The organism is Streptomyces sp. NPDC059373 (assembly GCF_042751495.1).
Classification (GTDB): Bacteria; Actinomycetota; Actinomycetes; order Streptomycetales; family Streptomycetaceae; genus Actinacidiphila.
The window spans coordinates 20,186-35,994 of the sequence record NZ_JBHYXC010000049.1; the positions used below are offsets into that span (position 1 = coordinate 20,186).

Here is a 15,809-nt window from a genome sequence, read left to right on the forward strand (position 1 = left end):
GCTCAGAGCCTGTTTTTGATCCCGGGAGCGGCCTCGCGGTCTTGACGCTCGACAGTGAACTGTCGCCAGGGTCCTGATCTTGACGCTCGACGGTGTGCTGCGGCTAGGGTCGCGATCATGACGATCAAGGGTGTGTTGTTCGACGCGTCCGGGACCCTGCTGCGGATCGAGTCAGCCCAGAGCTGGCTGCGCGGGGTGCTCGACGACCGTGGCATCGAGGCCTCTGACGAGGAGGTACGCCTGTACGGGGAGCGGCTCGACGCCGTGGGGGCCGTACCCGGTGGCACGCCGCCACGGGTGGTGCCGGATCAGCTGGCCGCGGTGTGGCAGGCGCGCGACAGCAGCGAGGAGGCGCACCGTGCGGCGTTCACCGGTCTGGCGCGGCAGGCGGAGCTGCCCTGGGAGGGCCTGTACGACGCGCTGTACGAGCGGACGTTCCAGCCCGCCGCGTGGCGGCTCTACCCGGACGCCCTCGACGTGCTGCGGGGACTGCGCGAGCGGGGTGTGCGGATCGCGGTCGTGAGCAACGTCGGCTGGGACTGGCGGCCGGTTTTCGACGCGCTCGGCCTCACGCCGTACATCGACGCAAACATATTCTCGTACGAGGTGGGGGTGGACAAACCCGATCCACGGATCTTCCGGCTCGCCTGCGACCAGCTGGGCGTCAACCCCGCCGAAGCACTGATGGTTGGTGACGAGCGGCAGAAGGACGGCGGGGCCGAGGCGGTCGGGTGCCGCTACCTGCCGGTGGAGCACCTTCCGGTAGAGAGCCGACCGGACGGGCTGCAGGCTGTGCTCGGGATGGTGGCGTGACGCTGCCGCTCCGTTCGTCAGAGGTGGTTATTGATCCTCGGGGCGCCCCCGTCTCCGACGATGCATAGGTCAAGCTGCTTCTGGCATCACGTAGCCGTGGGTTGCGTCGCGGCGTTCGGCGGGACGGGCGTTGCGGCGGGTGAGGCGCCTCGTCATGAGCGTGATTGCTGACCAGGTGATGAGCGCTTCGCTCATGTCGGGAAGGCGTTCGTGGTCGCGGCAGTGGCGGCGGGACCTCATGATCCACGACCAAGATCGTTCTACTGCCCAGCGGCGCGGTAGGACGATGAGGCCCTTGGCGTCCGGTGGGCGGCGGACCGTTTTGACGGTGATGTCGAGGTACTTCTTCGCCCAGGGGATGAGGTTGTTCTTGGCGTAGGCGGAATCCGCCCAGACGATGGCGATTTCGGGGTGCATCAGGGCGAGGCGGAACAGCAACTCCCGGGCGACCAGGGAGTCCTGGGCGTCGGCGGGAGTGACCATGACCAGCAGGACGAGACTGCGGTGGTCGCAGATGAGGTGCCGCTTCCGCCCGTTGATTTTTTTCCGCCGTCCCATCCCCGGGTCGCCTGGCTGACGGTCTCGGATGCCTTGATGGACTGGGAGTCGACGATGACCGATGCGGTCTGGGGTGTTTTGCCCGCGGCGAGGCGGATGCGGCGACGAAGCTGGTCGCGGATGACACCGAGGATACCGGCGGCGGCCCATCTCCTGGCGAACCCGTAAATCGTGCGCCAGGGCGGGTAGTCGGCAGGCATAGCACGCCATTTTATGCCGTTATCAACCAGATAGCGTATGCCGTCGACGATCTCCCGGCGGGGCCACCGTTCTGGCGCCCCGCCCTTGGATGTCCGGCAGGCCGGGATCGGCAGCAGCGGTTCGATGAGGGCCCATTCTGCGTCGCTCATGTCCGAGGGATAGCGGGAAGTACGCATGCGAGAAGGCCAGGGGGCCGGCCCGTGGGGAATGCGGATGGGCGGACCGGGCCGGCCCCTCTGGCCTCCTTCGTGTGAGGCGGACCACCTCTCTTTTGGGGTTACGGTTCTGCGGGTGGGCGATCATGTCGAGCGAGCTCTGGATGGCGTTCGTCTGGGCGCCGATGCAGGCCACCCAGCGGCTCTTGGGAAAGAGCCGCGCATGCCCTGACAGAATCCCGTTGATCACGCTGCTGATCTGGGTGGCCTTCACCTCGGCCCAGTGCCTCTCCCACTCCTCCAGCTCGTCGGCGTCCTCGCAGAAGTGGTAGCCGGCCTGGAACGACCACAGCAGCGGCGGCCACCCCTTCTCGCCGGCGAGTTCGTGGTAGGCGGCGAGCCCGCGCACGATCTGCGACCTGGACAGTCGGTGACCGCCATCAGCCTCGGCTTCTTCAGCCCGGCCAGTGCGACCTCCATCAACGCGAGACGGATCGCATCGGCGTGACGTGCGGATGAGGGCGAACGGCGCCGGTCGCGCTCCCTGCTGGAGCGCGGCATGGCTACTGGCCTCTCAGAGGTGGTTTGTGCCACGGTCGGTGGTGATCCGTACCTTTGCGCGCGGCGCCAGGTCGTCGGTCGCGGTGGTGCCGGCAACAGCTGCGCGGGCGACATTGGAGGGACGGCGGCCGGGTTCGTGGAACAGGGGGATACGGCCGGGTAGGAGCACTCACCAAGTGGGGGCCTCCAGCGTGCCGGTGCCGGTGCCGGTGTGGACCAGGGTGCAGGCGAGACCGCCGCTGATGCCGGTGCGTCGCGGGCCCGTCGCGCCGACGCGAGCGGCGGTCATGAGGGCGGCGAGCGCAACTCGGGCAGCAGCCTCGTTCAGCCTCTGGCCGGGCACTGCGGACAAGACCGCGGCGACCGCGGCCGTGTGTTCGGCCTGCCGACGTGCCCGGGCTGCGGCCACCTGCGCCCGTACCGCCGTGTCGTCGCGGGGTGCGGTGCCCCGGCCGCGCGGGCCGGAGCGGCCTGTGGTGCGCAGCAGTGTCGGGACCGGCACCTGCGGCCCGCCGCGCCAGGACGGGTTGCGGCCGGCTTCGTCCTCGTCGGCCTGGCCGTAGAGCTTGCGCCAGGAATGATCGCCTGTCGCGGCCTGGAAGATCTGTACCCCCATGCCAGGGACCAGCACTGCTCGGGCGAGGGAGAGAGCGCGGGTGCGGCTGGAGGCTGTTCCGGCTGACGAGTGCAGTCGGCGTAGGTTGGCATGCATACTCGGCAGCGTTCGCACCAGGCGCAGCGAAAACCGTGCTGCGCGTCCGGTGCGGGCGTCGAACCAGGCGTGCAGTCCCTCCCAGTCCCCGATGCGGCCGCCACGGGAGGCGGTGAGCGCGCCGGCCGCGATGAGGTCACGGGCCTGGGAGGCATCGACCGCCGCCTGGGCCAGGGGGGCGAACCACGGCACCAGAGCCGTCAGGGCCACCGCGGCACGGGCGGAACCGGAATCGAGCTCGGCCGCAACGCGGGTGGCGTAGTCGACCAGCAGTCCTTTGAGATCTCCGGTGCGTTCCTCATCCAGATCGAACCGGTCGGCCAGGGCCATCAACGCATCCTCAGCACCGACCAGGGCAGCGTCCAGATCGTCGTGGCTGGTGAACACCGCACTCACCGCTTCCACACACGCGGCGTCAAGATGGCCTGCGGCAGGTTCTCTCGTATCCAATGCGGCGGCGAGGGATTCAAGGTGGGTGACTATGCGGTTGAGCGACACGATCGGGATCTCCCGGACCGTCGCTGTCCCGGCCAGGACCTGCCGGTAGAAGCGCTGGACGTGCCGCCCGGCAGGGCTGGCGGTGTAGCGCCAGTTTCGCGCCAGGATCTCCACATAGCGGCGTGCGCGGCTGGTGTCCGACCGCACCGAGACCGCACCAATTTCTTTGAGGGCGTCCAGGCGCGTCTCCACCACGTGCGCGTCCAGGCGAAGTCCGGAGCCAAGGAGCGCCGCCGTGACCTCGGCAGCCGTCAGATCGGTCACCGATCCTTCAAGCACATCCATGATCGCGATGTACTCGTCGGACTCACGGCGCACCAGGTACCCCACGACCCGCCGGGCATCAGACACACCATCAGCCCCAGCAAAATCCGGCTCTTCTTCCGTCACCACTCCCCCTCCACGCCGTCAGGGGCTACGCCTCCCCCGTCTCGTTTCTGGAAAGTAGACGGCACCACTGACAACGGCCCCCGAATCCGCAAATTCGAGGTTTTCCCCTTCTCCTTACGTGACTTGAATTCGTCGCCGCCAGTCACTGCTCAAGAACCGATACCGATCCGCATCAACATCATTCCGCCTCCGGAGAGACCCCCGAAGAGCCTCCGAGCTGTACCAATTGATGTCTGCGTAAGCTCCTTCGCCACGATCATCGCGCTGGGACGGCGCAACAGAACGTGGCCGTGACACAGAGGACTCACTGAGTCGTATCCAGCCAGATTTGCACAACGAGCAGCCAGCAGCAGGTACGGAAGAGCAAGGCCACGCTACCCATGAAAAATATTCGATAAAAAGTTCGAATTTGAAAGTTTTGGGACGTCCCCAACGCCCACGATTGCCGCCAGACTTACCGCCACCCATTTCCCTGAGGAGACTGCCGCCGCCGCTGCACAAGAAAGCGCCGGCGCGACCTGGCGAGCTGCTCCCCCACGAGGACACACCACTTGGCGACACGGTCCGAACCTCCCGATCTCCGTGACCAGCGCCGCGCCGCCCGCGCGCTCCTGGCGCAATGCCAGTGACGTCCGGGAGAAGGCTGTCCAACGGGCCGTCCACCAACTCCACATACGCGTGCCCGAAGCTCGGGCCGCGATCCTGTCGTCGTGAACGGCGCCGTACAGACGCCGCACCCCGACTTCCTCCTGGACGCCCTGGAGCGGCGGCGCGGCGTAAAGCGCCAGCTCACCGTTTGGGCTTCTGAGGGATCACCGGTGCAGGCGCGGACGAATCTGCGCCTCTCGCGATCCCGCCGCGTGCACTGTGCTCCGCTGTGGCGGTGGTACAGACGAACTCGGGACCAGTCAGCAGAAGCCGGGCACCGGCCGCGGGGGCCCTTCGGGTCTCCCCCGTGACCGGAGAAACGACGTGGTCATACCTATCGCGGGTGGCCGGCCGGTACGGGATGGATCCGGGCGCGCTGCTGCCGCGGTGGGACTGGACGGGATCGCGGCCCAGGGACGACTTCGGCGGCTTCCGGGACGACGCCGAGGTGCTGCTGAACACGTCTGGGCGGCAGGTGCCGGCGCAGCTGGGCGGGGTCGGGCAGCAGGACCTGGCGCGCGCCCTTCCCGCGTTCGCCGACGGCCCGCAAGCACGCGAGGAGGAGCCGGAGGATGCGGCGCGCGGCCGGCGGGGGATCGCTTCGTCCGGCCCGCACGGCCCGGTGGCGTACAGGTGCCGGCTGTGCACGGCGGCGCGTACCGGGCAGGACACCGTGGTGGTGCGGTACCTGACGCCGTGGCCGCGGGTGTGCGGCCGCCACCAGCGGTGGATGCTGACCGCCGGGGGGGGGCCACCGCCGCTCCAATCTCGACCTGCGGCACGCGCCGCAGGTCGAGGCCACGCAGCGGGCGTGGCCAGGGGTGGCTCGGCAGGCGGCCGCGGCCGGTGTCGAGCCGGGGCGGGTGTTCGCGCTGGCCCACCCGGTGGTATGCGCGTGGTGGGAGCAGGCACTGGGCTGGGAGCAGGACCAGCCCATGACCCGCACCACTGCCCATGCCTCGGCCACTGCCGCCGGCTCGGCGAAGCCGGACGGCCAGACGGCCCGCACCGGCCGGCAGACCACCGCCGACCTGGCCTTCCTCGCCCGCGCCATGTAGGCACCCGCTCTACTGGACGCCGCCGAACGCCTGGCCGAGCGCGCCCAGGCCGAAGCCTGGACCCACACCGAGTACCTGGTCGCCTGCCTGCAGCGCGAGGTCTGCGCCCGCGACAGCCACGGCGGCGAGGGCCGCATCCGCGCCGCCCGCTTCCCCGCGATCAAAACCATCGAGGAGCTAGACCTCACCCACTTGCGCGGCCTGACGCGACAACAACTCGCCCATCTGGGAACATGGGACTTCATAGCGGCCAAGGAGAACGCCGTTTTTCTGGGGCCGCCGGGGACCGGCAAGACGCACCTGGCCACCGGCCTCGCGGTCCGGGCCTGCCAGGCCGGCCACCGCGTCGCGTTCGCCACCGCCGCCCAGTGGGTCGACCGCCTGGCCGCCGCCCACCAGGCCGGGCGCCTCCAGGACGAGCTGGTCAAGCTCGGACGCTACCCGCTGATCGTGATCGACGAGGTCGGCTACATCCCCTTCGAGGCCGAGGCCGCGAACCTGTTCTTCCAGCTCGTCTCGAACCGATACGAGAGGGCCAGCGTGATCGTCACCTCGAACAAGCCTTTCGGCCGCTGGGGAGAGACCTTCGGCGACGAGACCGTCGCCGCCGCCATGATCGACCGACTCGTCCACCACGTCGAGGTCCACTCCCTCAAAGGCGAGTCCTACCGCATGCGAGGCCGCGAACTCGGCCGCAGCCGCACGACCGACAACGACTGAACAGGAAGTCCAGATGAGCTGGAACCCCTACGACCGTCTTCCCCCAGCGGCCTCCTTCTCACTGACCAGCAGCGACCTGCGCGACGGCGAGAAGCTGGCGATGCCACAGGTCAGCGGCATCTTCGGCGCCGGCGGCCAGGATGTTTCCCCGCAGCTGGCCTGGAGCGGCTTCCCGTCGGGGACGCGGAGCTTCGTGGTCACCATGTTCGACCCCGAAGCGCCCACGGTCGGCGGCTTCTGGCACTGGGCCGTGGTGAACATTCGCGGCAACGTCACCCAATTGCCCGCCGGCGCCGGCGACGAGTCCGGCCCGGGACTTCCACCGGGCGCCTTCCAGCTCCCGAACGACGCCAGGACGAAGCGCTACGTCGGCGCCGGACCGCCGCAGGGCACCGGGAAACACCGCTACATGTTCGCCGTCTTCGCCCTCGACATTCCGAGCGTCGACATCGACAGGGAAGCGACGCCCGCCTGGCTGATCTTCAACCTGCGCGGCTGCACCCTCGGACTCGCCCACCTCACAGGCTGGTACGAGAGATAGGCCTGGAACGAACCACCGAGACCACACGGTGGCCCACGACTGAACCGTTCAGACCGGCCCGAAACTGAGCCGTCGCCGACACGGACGGTGTTCAGTCTCCGTGGGAGCGGGGGCGTGGCAGCCAGCGCATATCGAGGGCTTGGAGCGCATCGAGCTGCTCCCGGGTCAGTGCCCCCGGGACTCGTCGCTTGTCGGCGATCCATCTGCCGAGCAGGAACTTGGGGCCGTCCTGGTGGCAGGCATACGCGAAGGGGACGTCGGGGTGCTGGTGTGCGCGCCAGAAGGTGCGTGCTGCGCGCAGGCCGCGGACGAAAGCCCATTCCGACGCGCCCCGGGGGCGGCGGAGCAGGAGGGCAAGGGGGTGCTGGCCGTCTTGGCGGAGGCGTTGAGGTACAGGTGGGCCCTGACCGACCCGGGCAACTTCCTCATCCCCGAGGCATCGGACGAGATCCTGACGGTGGTCCTCAGCGCTGTGCGCGAGGACGAGCGGGACGGCTACCCACAGCGTCTGGAGGCGTTCACCGAGCAGCACCGTAAGCGCCTGGAGGAGCTGCTGCGCGCGTACGGGCCGGGCAAGTCGGCCAGCCCGAAAGCCTGATCATCTGCGAACGAATGGAGGCTGTCCCGTTGGTGCGCCTTCTGCGTCGGGCCTATTCGGACTGGGAGAACTGCACGTCAGGCGACCGCCGTCGGATGCCGGAGCCGCCAGAGTGGCTGCGCAGGACGATCGGGAGTCAGCTCGTTCCGTTTCTGCTGAACTGGCGCATGACCCTTGATCACCTTGCGAGCTCCGGGCGCAACAGTCACCTGCCGCTCGGAGGATTTGGCCGGGGACGCAGCGGCTTCGTCGTGGCCGCGGGTGAGCGGTGAACGACGACGGCCGAGGTCTCTGCGTGTGGTGCGGCCGGGGGCGGGTCCGCTTCTCTAGGGTGGGCTGGTGAACCGCCTCCTGCCGTGGCCGCGAAGAGACCCGCTCGGTCGGCCGCCATCGCGGACGGACTACGCAGGTGCTCTCTACGGGTCCCTGCTCGCCGCCTCTGTCATCGTCGCGGCCAGCGCGGTCGGTGACTTCCCCCGACTCCAGCTCGTGGTGCTGCTCCTCGTGACCGGCCTGGTCTTCTGGGCCGCGCACGTCTATGCCCACCTTGCCGGCGAACGGCTGGCCGGCCAGGGCCTCGGCTGGGCCGAGGCACGACGGGTCGGGCGGCGCGAGTGGCCGATCGCCGAGGCGGCGGTACTGCCCGCCGCGACGGTGGCGCTGAGCCCGCTCCTGGGGCTGGCGCTGAGCGGTACGGCGTGGCTCGCGCTGGCGGTCGCCGTGGCACAGCAGGTCGCCTGGGCCTGCATCGGTGCTCTGCATGCCGGCGCGTCCCGTGCCCAGGCGGCCGTCGAGGGGATGGTCAACCTCGTCCTTGGGTTGGTCATCGTGGCGGCGAAGGCAGCCCTCGGACACTGAACGTGATTCTGATCCACACTCTGTCTGTGGAGCAGTGACCGGGCGTCACGGGCGCCTGGAAGGATGGCTGTTCGTGTGACTGCAGCGTGCTCTGGGCCGTCTTCTCCCATCTTTCGACGGTGATGGTGGAGGAGGTCGTGGTGCACGACGGCGTGATCACCTTCCCGGCGCGTACCGCGACGCAGCAGGCCGTCCGTCCGGGGTGCGGGACAGTGCCGGGCCGTGTCCACGACGGGTACCGGCAGCGCTCGGCGGAGGTGGCGGATGTGGCGGGATCCGGGCACCGGACCCTGATCGACCAACTGGTGAGCCGGTGCGTTTACCCAGCCCGGGACTGTGATCGCCAGACCATCGTCGAGCAGGTCGACGGGCTCACCGAGCGGTTCGCCCGGCGCACAGCTCCGCTACACCGGGCACTGGAGAGGAACGCGCCGGCCCTCGCCGGGCGGCCGGCGCCCCGGCCGGCCGCGCACCTGTCGACCCCGACAAGCCCGAATTCGCCGCTCAGACTCCTGCGAAGGCTCCCCGATGAACCGGTCGGCACCGCGCCGCTGCGCCCTGGGGGTCGCCCCGCTCGTGTTCTACCGCGAGGCAGTCCGCCTCGCCCAGGCACTGGCTGTACGGGAGCGCCAACGCCTGCGGCACACCCTCGCCCAGGAAGAGGACGACAGTTGGCTGGAGCGGGTCGCACTGCTTCTGGACGAGTGGCACATGCCGGTGGCCATGGCATTGGGCCTTGTCGAAATCTGGGCAGTGCCGAACCCCCTGCTGCCCGGGCCACGCCGCACAGGACCACCCCCGCAAGACCGGCCGGCCCGCGGCCGCTACCGGCGCCTGCCCATGGCCGCCCCGCACACCAACGGGATGCTGGAGGCGACGCTCGGCAAACGGTCCTGCCTGCCGTGGCAACTGGGCGAAATGATCACCACCGAGTTGCTTCCCGCGCCCGGGGGCTGGCGCCTGGGCGGCCGCGCCTGACACTCGACCAGCCACCGGCCCTGCGCTCTCCTCGTCCTTCCCGCCATAAGACGGGCGGCCTGATGCCTACAGGAGGCCGACTTCCACGGCGCGGTCACGCAGGGTACGCAGGCTGGTGCGCACGCCGTTGTCGTCTTCGACCTGCCATTCGTTCATGCCCTGGCAGGTCTTGGTGCCGCGGGCAACGGCGCCGGCTTCGTCGGCCCGGCCGTAGGGGGTACCTCCGGTCGCAGCGAGGATGATTCCGCCGTACTCGTCGATGGTGGCCCAGTGGTCGGTGGAGCGGTAGGTGAGGACGATCCGGGTGCCGGCTGTGAGGATCTGCGCATCGACCATCTTGGCGACATCGGTGCGACGGCCTCCAGCAGTCGGCCTGCGCCGGGGGGCGTTCTGGCGGGCGGGGCGGGCGGGCTCGTCGCGGTAGTTCGATGTGGGCGGCAGGCTGACGGGCAGGCCCAGGCGTTCGGGGTCCCAGATGTGTGTGAACAGGGTCAGGTAGAGCTGCTGCCGGGTGGTGACCACCGTGGTCATGGTCTCCCGGGGCCCGAAGGAGCGGAGGGTCTTGTCGAGCTGGTGCGACTTGATGAAGTCGCGCAGCAGCGGGTTCCGGCGATCGTAGCCGGGGGCGATGATGCCCAGCAGGACATTGCTGCGGGCGTAGAGGGCGGCTTTGTCGTGCAGGGGCAGGTCGTTGATGCTGGAGTTCTCGCGGCCCATCAGTAGGCCGAGGCCGCCGAGTTGGTTGCGCAGGCTGCGGAAGACGACCTCGTTCCTGAGTCCCTCCTCCACGCGGTGAGGGTGGTTCGCCCAGAGGTGTTCGATGTGGAACTGGTCCCGGTCGAGGTAGGCGAGCGCATCGTGGGGCCGCTTGCACGCCTCTTCGACGTAGGCGGTGGCCCGGGCCAGCAGATAGCGGATCTGGTGGGCGTTGTTGCCCCGAAGCCCCAGGGTGACCGCGTCCTCTATCGCACCTCCGTCGTGCAGGACGAGATCGCCCAGCGCGGAGGCGACGTCGGAGACGTTACGGCACCTGCGCAGGAGGGGGACGAGGGTGGTGTGGACCAGCGTGTCGGCGTCAGTCGATTGGACGGGCAGGTCCTGCAGGACCCGCAGGGCATACCAACGGTCCATGTAGGCGGCGACGAGGCGGCCTTTGTCCTTGGCGTCGGAGGGCTGGTCGTCGGGGTTGATGACGGCGAGGACGGCGACTGCCTGGTTACTGAGGCCGTTGCGTTCGTTGAAGAGCACGGTCTCCAGGCGGTCGCCGTCCTTCTTGAGGGCACGGCTGGCCGCCAGGAAGGGCCGGTACAGCCTGGCCGACTTCAGCAGGTTCTGGACGAACTGCAGGAAGTTGTCGGGACGTTCGGGGACCAGGCCCAGGTGGGCGGCGTTCTGGCGGACCCACACATTGAGGTTGGTGGCGATCTGCCGACGGTCGTCGTCCCGGCCCTCGCGTGCGCAGCGGGCCAGGAGGTAGGCCTTGATGAAGCGGGAGGCCGCTACGGGGTCCTCTCGGTCGGTGATCAGCTCCCTGAGCATCTCGTGCCACTGGGTGTTGAGCTGGTCCTCGCCTGATCCGACGTGGGAGAGCAGGTGGCTCTTGAGGAGGTCGATGGCGGTGAGGCGGGCGCCGCGGTCGTTCATCGTCTCGAACATGCGGTAGCCGTGGTCGGCGCCGGCCGCCCGGATCCCGACCAGGACCACCCGGTCCAGCAGCCACTCGGTGAAGCGGTGCAGTTTCTCCGCGTCGAGCTCTTCCACGAGCTGGGATTCGATCTGCTGGCTGCGCGCCCACAGATTGCGGCGGGACAGCGAGTCCCCAAGGGCTGTTTCGTACTTGCGGCCCTGGCTGACTGCCCGCAGGACCGGGTCGTGATCGCTGATGCCTACCGAGAACTGGTCTCCGTCGATCGTGATGACGCGGTTGAGGCGGTCGACCGCCCTGGGGTATCCGGCTTCCTGTGCCCACAGCCGCAGCCGCAGGAAGATCAAATGCAGGGTGACGAAACGCTGCTGCCCGTCGACGAGGTAGCGCCGGCTTCGCGACGACTCGTAGTAGACGAAGGGGCCCAGGAAGTACTGCGGCGCGGTGTGCGGGCGACGCAGATAGGCCGGGTCCGTGGACCAGTTCCGAAATGAGTCGCACAGATCCCGCAACAGAGTGCGGACTTCTTCCTCGCCCCAGGTGTAGTCACGCTGGTAGTAGTCGATCTCATAGGTCACGTCACGGAACAGTTCCTTCAGGCTGAAGCCCTGGGATCTGATCTCGTCCGGACCCATGCCGCCCCCCACCTGCTCGGCGTACCCCTTCATGCTCCCAACTGCGTCCATCGCCGTACAGATGGCGTACACGCAGTTGCGTGCGCAGAAGACAGTGTGACGTGAGCCGACGGGGAATTGCCTCGGTGACCGGAGCCGACACTGCCAGACTGGGCGGTCTGCGCAGGCGATGTGAGGTGAATACCGGAATGGATCATCAGTTGGTGATCACTCAGAACCGGGAAGTTCTTGAGGCGACCCTCGCGTTCGGCGAGCGGGCCGTGCGGGAGCCGTCGTGGACTCCCGGTGCGGCATCGCAGGCGGAGGCCGAGCTGGCCAGCTGCGAGGCCGGCCCGAACGGCCCGTGGGGCGAGCGGCCGCCGCGGACCGCGTATGCGGCGGCGAACCTCATGATGGCTGCCGTCCTGGACGATCTGAGGAGCCTGCGGCAGCTGCTTGACAATCCGATGCCGGTGATCGGCCCGACCATTCTCGCGCGGTCCGCTATCGAGATCGCGTCGACGGTGTGGTGGCTGATGGAGCCGGGAATCGGTGTGCGCCGGCGCGTGTGCCGTGAGCTGGTGCTGAGCCTGACGAGCGCGCGCCGGGCGAAGCAGGTCGCCCAGGATTCCATGTCATCTCCATCCGCCGGTTGGCGACAGAGACGCAAGTGGGGACTTGCTGGGACGCCTCTTGGGACGGGGGTGGGACGCGGGTGGTAGCGGTCAGGCGCGCATCAGGAGGTCGGTAACGGCCTGGAGGTAGACGGCGTAGACCTCCGGGAGGCGGGAGAGGTCGGCGCGCTCGTCGATGCCGTGCAGGCCTTCGTAGGGGACGCCGAATCCGGCGGTGGCCGCGATGCCCTGACCGGCCAGCAGATTGCCGATGTTGGACGGGCCGGCGGTCTTGGGCCGCGGCGCCAGGCCGACCAAGGCGGCGGCCCGCAGCAGGGCCGCGGCGGGTTCGTCGGTGGCTCCGAGTTGGAACGGAGGCCAGGCGGCCACCGGTTCGATGGTGGTGGGGCGCGGTCCGGGCAGGGACCCGTCGAGTTCGGCGACGGCCTTGCGGAGCAAGGTGTGGGCGTCCTCGGCGTCGAAGGTGGGGGTCAGGCGCACGTCCACGTTCACCGTGCACCGGTCGGCGGTGACGGAGAAGCCCTCACCGCCGTGGATCGCAGTAACCGACAGTTTCGGGGGCAGCGGGAACCCTGCGCCGGCGGGCGGGAGTTCGGCGGCGTCGAGCAGACGCACCAGGTGGGCGGCCCGGGAGACAGCGCCCACCACTGACTGGCCGGAGCCCGAGTGCCCGGCCGGCGCGTGCACACTGACCTGTGCGCGCCACAGGCCACGGCCGCCGACCACGACGTCGTCCAGTCCCGGATAGCCGATCATCACCCCGGCCGGCCGCTGCGTGGCGGGGTCGGCGAGGTAGGCCCGGGCGCCGCCGAAGCCACCGGTGTGCTCGTCCACGTCCAGCAGAACCGCAAGCCCGCCGTGCAGGCCCGCGGCGTGGCCATGGAGGTCTGCGGCGATGTGGCAGAACATGGCAGCGGCCAGCTTGGAGTCCGCCGCCCCACGCCCGAGGAGCCATCCGTCTTCCACCCGCCCACACGTGGGCGGGAACGACCAGGCGCTCTCGTCGCCGAACGGGGCGGTGTCCACGCAGGCGTCCAGCGTCCACCACTGGCCCGGCCGGCCTCCGGCGATCTCCACCACCAGGCCGACCAGCGCGCCGGCGCCGTCGTGCAGGCGGCGGTGGGGAAGGTCCCGGTCGCCCAGCCAGGTCTCCAGGATCTGCAGGACCGGACCGTAGTCGTCGATCCCGCCCCGGCTCGGCTGCCGGACCAGGTCCATGGCCAGCTCGGTCACCGACGCCGAACGCTCGGCCGCAGCCGCCACCAGATTCTCGCTCACCTATCTCCTCACCCCGCTGTCAGAGGTGTCGCACCGGCAGGGCGCGCACCGCTTCCATGGTCTCCACTGCAACCGCCGACGCGCACGCCTCACGGCCGTGCTGGACCAGCCCCGCCGCCGCTTCCCCGCCCAGCAGCACCCCGCAGTCGAAACCCTCGGCCCCGTGGAAGGACGGCAGCGGCACCACCGCGGCTGATTCCGACGCCACGAAGAACCGCTCCAATACGCCGGCCGGCTCCACCAGCCCGATGTGCAGCGTCTTCACACCGTTACGGCGCTCATCAGGGTCCCGCATCCCCACCAGCCGCAGTAAAGGCTCAGCCAGCGCCCGATGGCGCGGCGGCCCATACAGCACGCGGTAGTACACAAGGTCCGACTGCTCAGCAACCGCCTGCTCGATCGCCGCCAAATAGGTCTCCTACCGCGACCGCGACCCGGTCACCACCAACTGCTCCCGAGCGCCACGCACCACCTCGACCATCGCCTCCACCAGATCGGTGTAACGCGTCAGCACCCGAACCACCACCGCAGTACCGGAAACCTCCAACACACTGCCCGCAGACCCGTCCTGATGAGCAAACAGTATTGGGGAACGCTCCTAGGGCGCGTATCGGGTCGTGATCAATGAGCGGGTTTTCCCCTCGCGCTGATCTTCGATCCGGTAGATCGTCTTGCATGACATGTGCGCAACTGGCCGACGTGGAATGGGAGTTCATCGAGCCGTACCTGCCGATCGGCGAGTATGGCCTGTACCCGGTGCGGCTGCGGCAGCAGTTCGAGGGGGTGCTGTGGCGATTTCGGACGGGCGGGCAGTGGCGGGAAATGCCCGCCGAGTTCGGTGCCTGGTCGACCGTCCACAACCGTTTCCGGCAGTGGCGCGACGCCGGTGTCTTCGAGGCCCTGCTGGAGGGCCTGATCGCCGAGGCCGCGAAGCGGGACGAGGTGGACCTGTCGCTGGTCAGCGTGGACTCCACCACCGCACGGGCCCACCATGACGCCGCCGGGATGCACCTCGATGACGATGTCCTGACCGCTCTGGAGAAGGTCGCCGCCGAGGAGGAGAAGGCCCGTCAAAAAGGGGCACTTCGGAAGGACGGAACGGGCAGTACACCGAGGACGCCCCCGCGCGAGAAGACCGAAGACGCATCCGGCGCCGGCACAGAGTCCGGCTGAAGGCCGCCCTGCTCGGGCGCTCACGGGGCGGGCAGACCAGCAAGATCCACCTTGCCGCCGACCGTAGGTGCCGCCCGCTGGCGATCGTACTGACCGCAGGACAGGCCGCGGACAGCCCCCGGTTCATCCCCGTGCTGAGCAAGGTTCGCGTCCCTGGTCCGGTCGGCCGTCCCCGCACCAGGCCGGACGCGGTCGCCGGGGACAAGGCGTACTCCTCCCGCGGCAACCGCGCCCACCTGCGCAGGCGCGGCATCAAGGCCGTCATCCCGGAGAAACGGGACCAGGCCGCCAACCGGAAGAGGAAGGGCCGCAAAGGGGGACGCCCCGTCGACCACGACGCCGAGCTCTACAAGGAGAGGAACACCGTCGAGCGCCTGATCAACAAACTGAAGGCGTGGCGGGGCATCGCGACGCGCTACGACAAGACCCCGGAAAGCTACCTCGCCGGGCTTCACCTGCGTGCCTCGGTGATCTGGATCAAAGACCTCACCCGAACCAGAGCCAAGAGCCGCGCAGGTGATCGAGGGGCGTAGCTTGTCGGGATCGCAGGTGTGGACTCTCAGCGGCAGCTGCATGCCCGGACGTCGGGATTTCGGTGGCCCGCTGCCGCCCGGGGTGGGGATTGTGCGCCACCGGCGCCGCGCCGGCCCGCGGGCTCAGGTGAGGGCGGCCGCCAGGCAGGCGAAGGCGGCGATGATGACGGCGACGCGGACGTGGTGCCAGCGGTCCCAGCGCTTCACCTGCTCCTTCCAGTCGGCCGGCCGGCTGCCGGCAGTCCACGTCTTGACCAGGTTGTTGATCGGGACGAGCACCAGGATCGACATGAGCACGCTGACGATCAGCAGCGCGGCGGCGGTCACGACGAGGCCGGTGCCATCGTCGTCCCATCCGGCGACGGCCCAGACCCCGACGAGGACGAGCGAGCCGATGTACCAGAACGGCATCACGGCGCCGCCCAGTCGGGCCCCGTGGACGCGGCCGCGCAGGCCGTTGTCGCCGGGGAGTGCGTTGAGGATCGGGTTGCTGAAGAAGGGGACGGAGAACTCCACCCCCACCATCACGCCGACGACCACGATGGTGACGACCTCGAGTGCATTGAGCATGATGACCCCTCCTGGGATCTAGCGCTGCTAGATGATGACAGCAACGCTATCGCTGCTGTCGCCAGATTGTCT

General features: G+C 69.0%; 15 protein-coding genes and 2 pseudogenes. 9 read left to right on the plus strand and 8 right to left on the minus strand.

Annotated elements, in window-relative coordinates; all coding sequences use genetic code 11:
* Positions 1 to 117 precede the first annotated feature (117 nt).
* Positions 118 to 813 carry an HAD family hydrolase gene (locus ACFXJ5_RS36265; RefSeq protein ID WP_384641079.1) on the plus strand — a complete coding sequence of 232 codons (696 nt, stop codon included), beginning with the start codon at positions 118 to 120 and terminating at the stop codon, positions 811 to 813.
* Here ACFXJ5_RS36265 and ACFXJ5_RS36270 read toward each other — a convergent pair.
* The 3 genes and pseudogenes from ACFXJ5_RS36270 to ACFXJ5_RS36280 form a co-directional block, all read right to left on the minus strand.
* Positions 779 to 1,697: pseudogene (locus tag ACFXJ5_RS36270) on the minus strand (IS5 family transposase); the annotation flags it as partial. The gene ACFXJ5_RS36265 and the pseudogene ACFXJ5_RS36270 overlap by 35 nt on opposite strands.
* Positions 1,594 to 2,136, minus strand: a complete 543-nt coding sequence (locus tag ACFXJ5_RS36275; RefSeq protein ID WP_384641148.1) for a hypothetical protein — start codon at positions 2,134 to 2,136, stop codon at positions 1,594 to 1,596. The gene ACFXJ5_RS36275 and the pseudogene ACFXJ5_RS36270, both read right to left, overlap by 104 nt.
* Positions 2,137 to 2,457: 321 nt before the next feature.
* Complete coding sequence (locus ACFXJ5_RS36280; protein WP_384641082.1) at positions 2,458 to 3,888, minus strand: DUF2397 family protein; 1,431 nt, start codon at positions 3,886 to 3,888, stop codon at positions 2,458 to 2,460.
* A gap of 1,469 nt (positions 3,889 to 5,357) precedes the next feature.
* Between ACFXJ5_RS36280 and ACFXJ5_RS36285 the strand changes: the two genes are divergently transcribed.
* The 3 genes from ACFXJ5_RS36285 to ACFXJ5_RS36295 are packed head-to-tail and all read left to right on the plus strand — an operon-like array spanning position 5,358 to position 6,855.
* Positions 5,358 to 5,594 carry a hypothetical protein gene (locus ACFXJ5_RS36285; RefSeq protein ID WP_384641085.1) on the plus strand — a complete coding sequence of 79 codons (237 nt, stop codon included), beginning with the start codon at positions 5,358 to 5,360 and terminating at the stop codon, positions 5,592 to 5,594.
* Positions 5,595 to 5,624: 30 nt separating this feature from the next.
* Positions 5,625 to 6,314: an IS21-like element helper ATPase IstB gene (istB, locus tag ACFXJ5_RS36290; protein WP_384641140.1), complete on the plus strand. Its 690-nt coding sequence runs from the start codon at positions 5,625 to 5,627 to the stop codon at positions 6,312 to 6,314.
* Positions 6,315 to 6,327: 13 nt separating this feature from the next.
* Positions 6,328 to 6,855, plus strand: coding sequence for a YbhB/YbcL family Raf kinase inhibitor-like protein (locus ACFXJ5_RS36295; RefSeq protein ID WP_384641088.1), 528 nt, complete (start codon positions 6,328 to 6,330; stop codon positions 6,853 to 6,855).
* Positions 6,856 to 6,946: 91 nt separating this feature from the next.
* Here the strand turns inward: ACFXJ5_RS36295 and ACFXJ5_RS36300 are convergent, their stop codons facing one another.
* Positions 6,947 to 7,204, minus strand: coding sequence for a helicase associated domain-containing protein (locus ACFXJ5_RS36300; RefSeq protein WP_384641142.1), 258 nt, complete (start codon positions 7,202 to 7,204; stop codon positions 6,947 to 6,949).
* A gap of 12 nt (positions 7,205 to 7,216) precedes the next feature.
* Between ACFXJ5_RS36300 and ACFXJ5_RS36305 the strand changes: the two genes are divergently transcribed.
* From ACFXJ5_RS36305 to ACFXJ5_RS36315, 3 genes are all read left to right on the plus strand, one after another.
* Positions 7,217 to 7,453, plus strand: coding sequence for a hypothetical protein (locus tag ACFXJ5_RS36305; RefSeq protein WP_384641151.1), 237 nt, complete (start codon positions 7,217 to 7,219; stop codon positions 7,451 to 7,453).
* Positions 7,454 to 7,792: 339 nt separating this feature from the next.
* Complete coding sequence (locus tag ACFXJ5_RS36310; protein WP_384641091.1) at positions 7,793 to 8,311, plus strand: hypothetical protein; 519 nt, start codon at positions 7,793 to 7,795, stop codon at positions 8,309 to 8,311.
* A gap of 528 nt (positions 8,312 to 8,839) precedes the next feature.
* On the plus strand, positions 8,840 to 9,289 hold the full coding sequence (locus ACFXJ5_RS36315; protein ID WP_384641094.1) for a hypothetical protein: 450 nt from the start codon (positions 8,840 to 8,842) through the stop codon (positions 9,287 to 9,289).
* Positions 9,290 to 9,355: 66 nt separating this feature from the next.
* Here ACFXJ5_RS36315 and ACFXJ5_RS36320 read toward each other — a convergent pair whose 3' ends face one another.
* Positions 9,356 to 11,602, minus strand: a complete 2,247-nt coding sequence (locus ACFXJ5_RS36320; protein ID WP_384641097.1) for a DUF262 domain-containing protein — start codon at positions 11,600 to 11,602, stop codon at positions 9,356 to 9,358.
* Between the two features lie 155 nt (positions 11,603 to 11,757).
* Here ACFXJ5_RS36320 and ACFXJ5_RS36325 point away from each other — a divergent pair, with 155 nt between their 5' ends.
* Positions 11,758 to 12,270, plus strand: coding sequence for a hypothetical protein (locus ACFXJ5_RS36325; protein ID WP_384641100.1), 513 nt, complete (start codon positions 11,758 to 11,760; stop codon positions 12,268 to 12,270).
* Between the two features lie 3 nt (positions 12,271 to 12,273).
* On the opposite strand, the gene ACFXJ5_RS36330 is transcribed toward ACFXJ5_RS36325, so the two are convergent.
* Complete coding sequence (locus ACFXJ5_RS36330) at positions 12,274 to 13,461, minus strand: M20 family metallopeptidase (protein WP_384641103.1); 1,188 nt, start codon at positions 13,459 to 13,461, stop codon at positions 12,274 to 12,276.
* Between the two features lie 19 nt (positions 13,462 to 13,480).
* A complete protein-coding gene (locus tag ACFXJ5_RS36335) occupies positions 13,481 to 13,870 on the minus strand; it encodes a hypothetical protein (RefSeq protein WP_384641106.1) in 390 nt (129 codons plus the stop codon).
* A 266-nt stretch (positions 13,871 to 14,136) separates the two neighbouring features.
* Between ACFXJ5_RS36335 and ACFXJ5_RS36340 the strand changes: the two are divergent.
* Positions 14,137 to 15,167: pseudogene (locus ACFXJ5_RS36340) on the plus strand (IS5 family transposase).
* Positions 15,168 to 15,290: 123 nt separating this feature from the next.
* Here ACFXJ5_RS36340 and ACFXJ5_RS36345 read toward each other — a convergent pair.
* The gene (locus ACFXJ5_RS36345) at positions 15,291 to 15,737 is read right to left on the minus strand and encodes an anthrone oxygenase family protein (RefSeq protein WP_384641109.1); all 447 of its coding nucleotides are present in this window, start codon (positions 15,735 to 15,737) and stop codon (positions 15,291 to 15,293) included.
* Positions 15,738 to 15,809: the final 72 nt, after the last annotated feature.

Coding starts and splice junctions, on each gene's coding strand:
- ACFXJ5_RS36325 (WP_384641100.1), top strand. CDS start 11,758: ATGGATCATCAGTTGGTGATCACTCAGAACCGGGAAGTTCTTGAGGCG.
- ACFXJ5_RS36295 (WP_384641088.1), top strand. CDS start 6,328: ATGAGCTGGAACCCCTACGACCGTCTTCCCCCAGCGGCCTCCTTCTCA.
- ACFXJ5_RS36265 (WP_384641079.1), top strand. CDS start 118: ATGACGATCAAGGGTGTGTTGTTCGACGCGTCCGGGACCCTGCTGCGG.
- ACFXJ5_RS36320 (WP_384641097.1), bottom strand. CDS start 11,602: ATGAAGGGGTACGCCGAGCAGGTGGGGGGCGGCATGGGTCCGGACGAG.
- ACFXJ5_RS36345 (WP_384641109.1), bottom strand. CDS start 15,737: ATGCTCAATGCACTCGAGGTCGTCACCATCGTGGTCGTCGGCGTGATG.
- ACFXJ5_RS36315 (WP_384641094.1), top strand. CDS start 8,840: ATGAACCGGTCGGCACCGCGCCGCTGCGCCCTGGGGGTCGCCCCGCTC.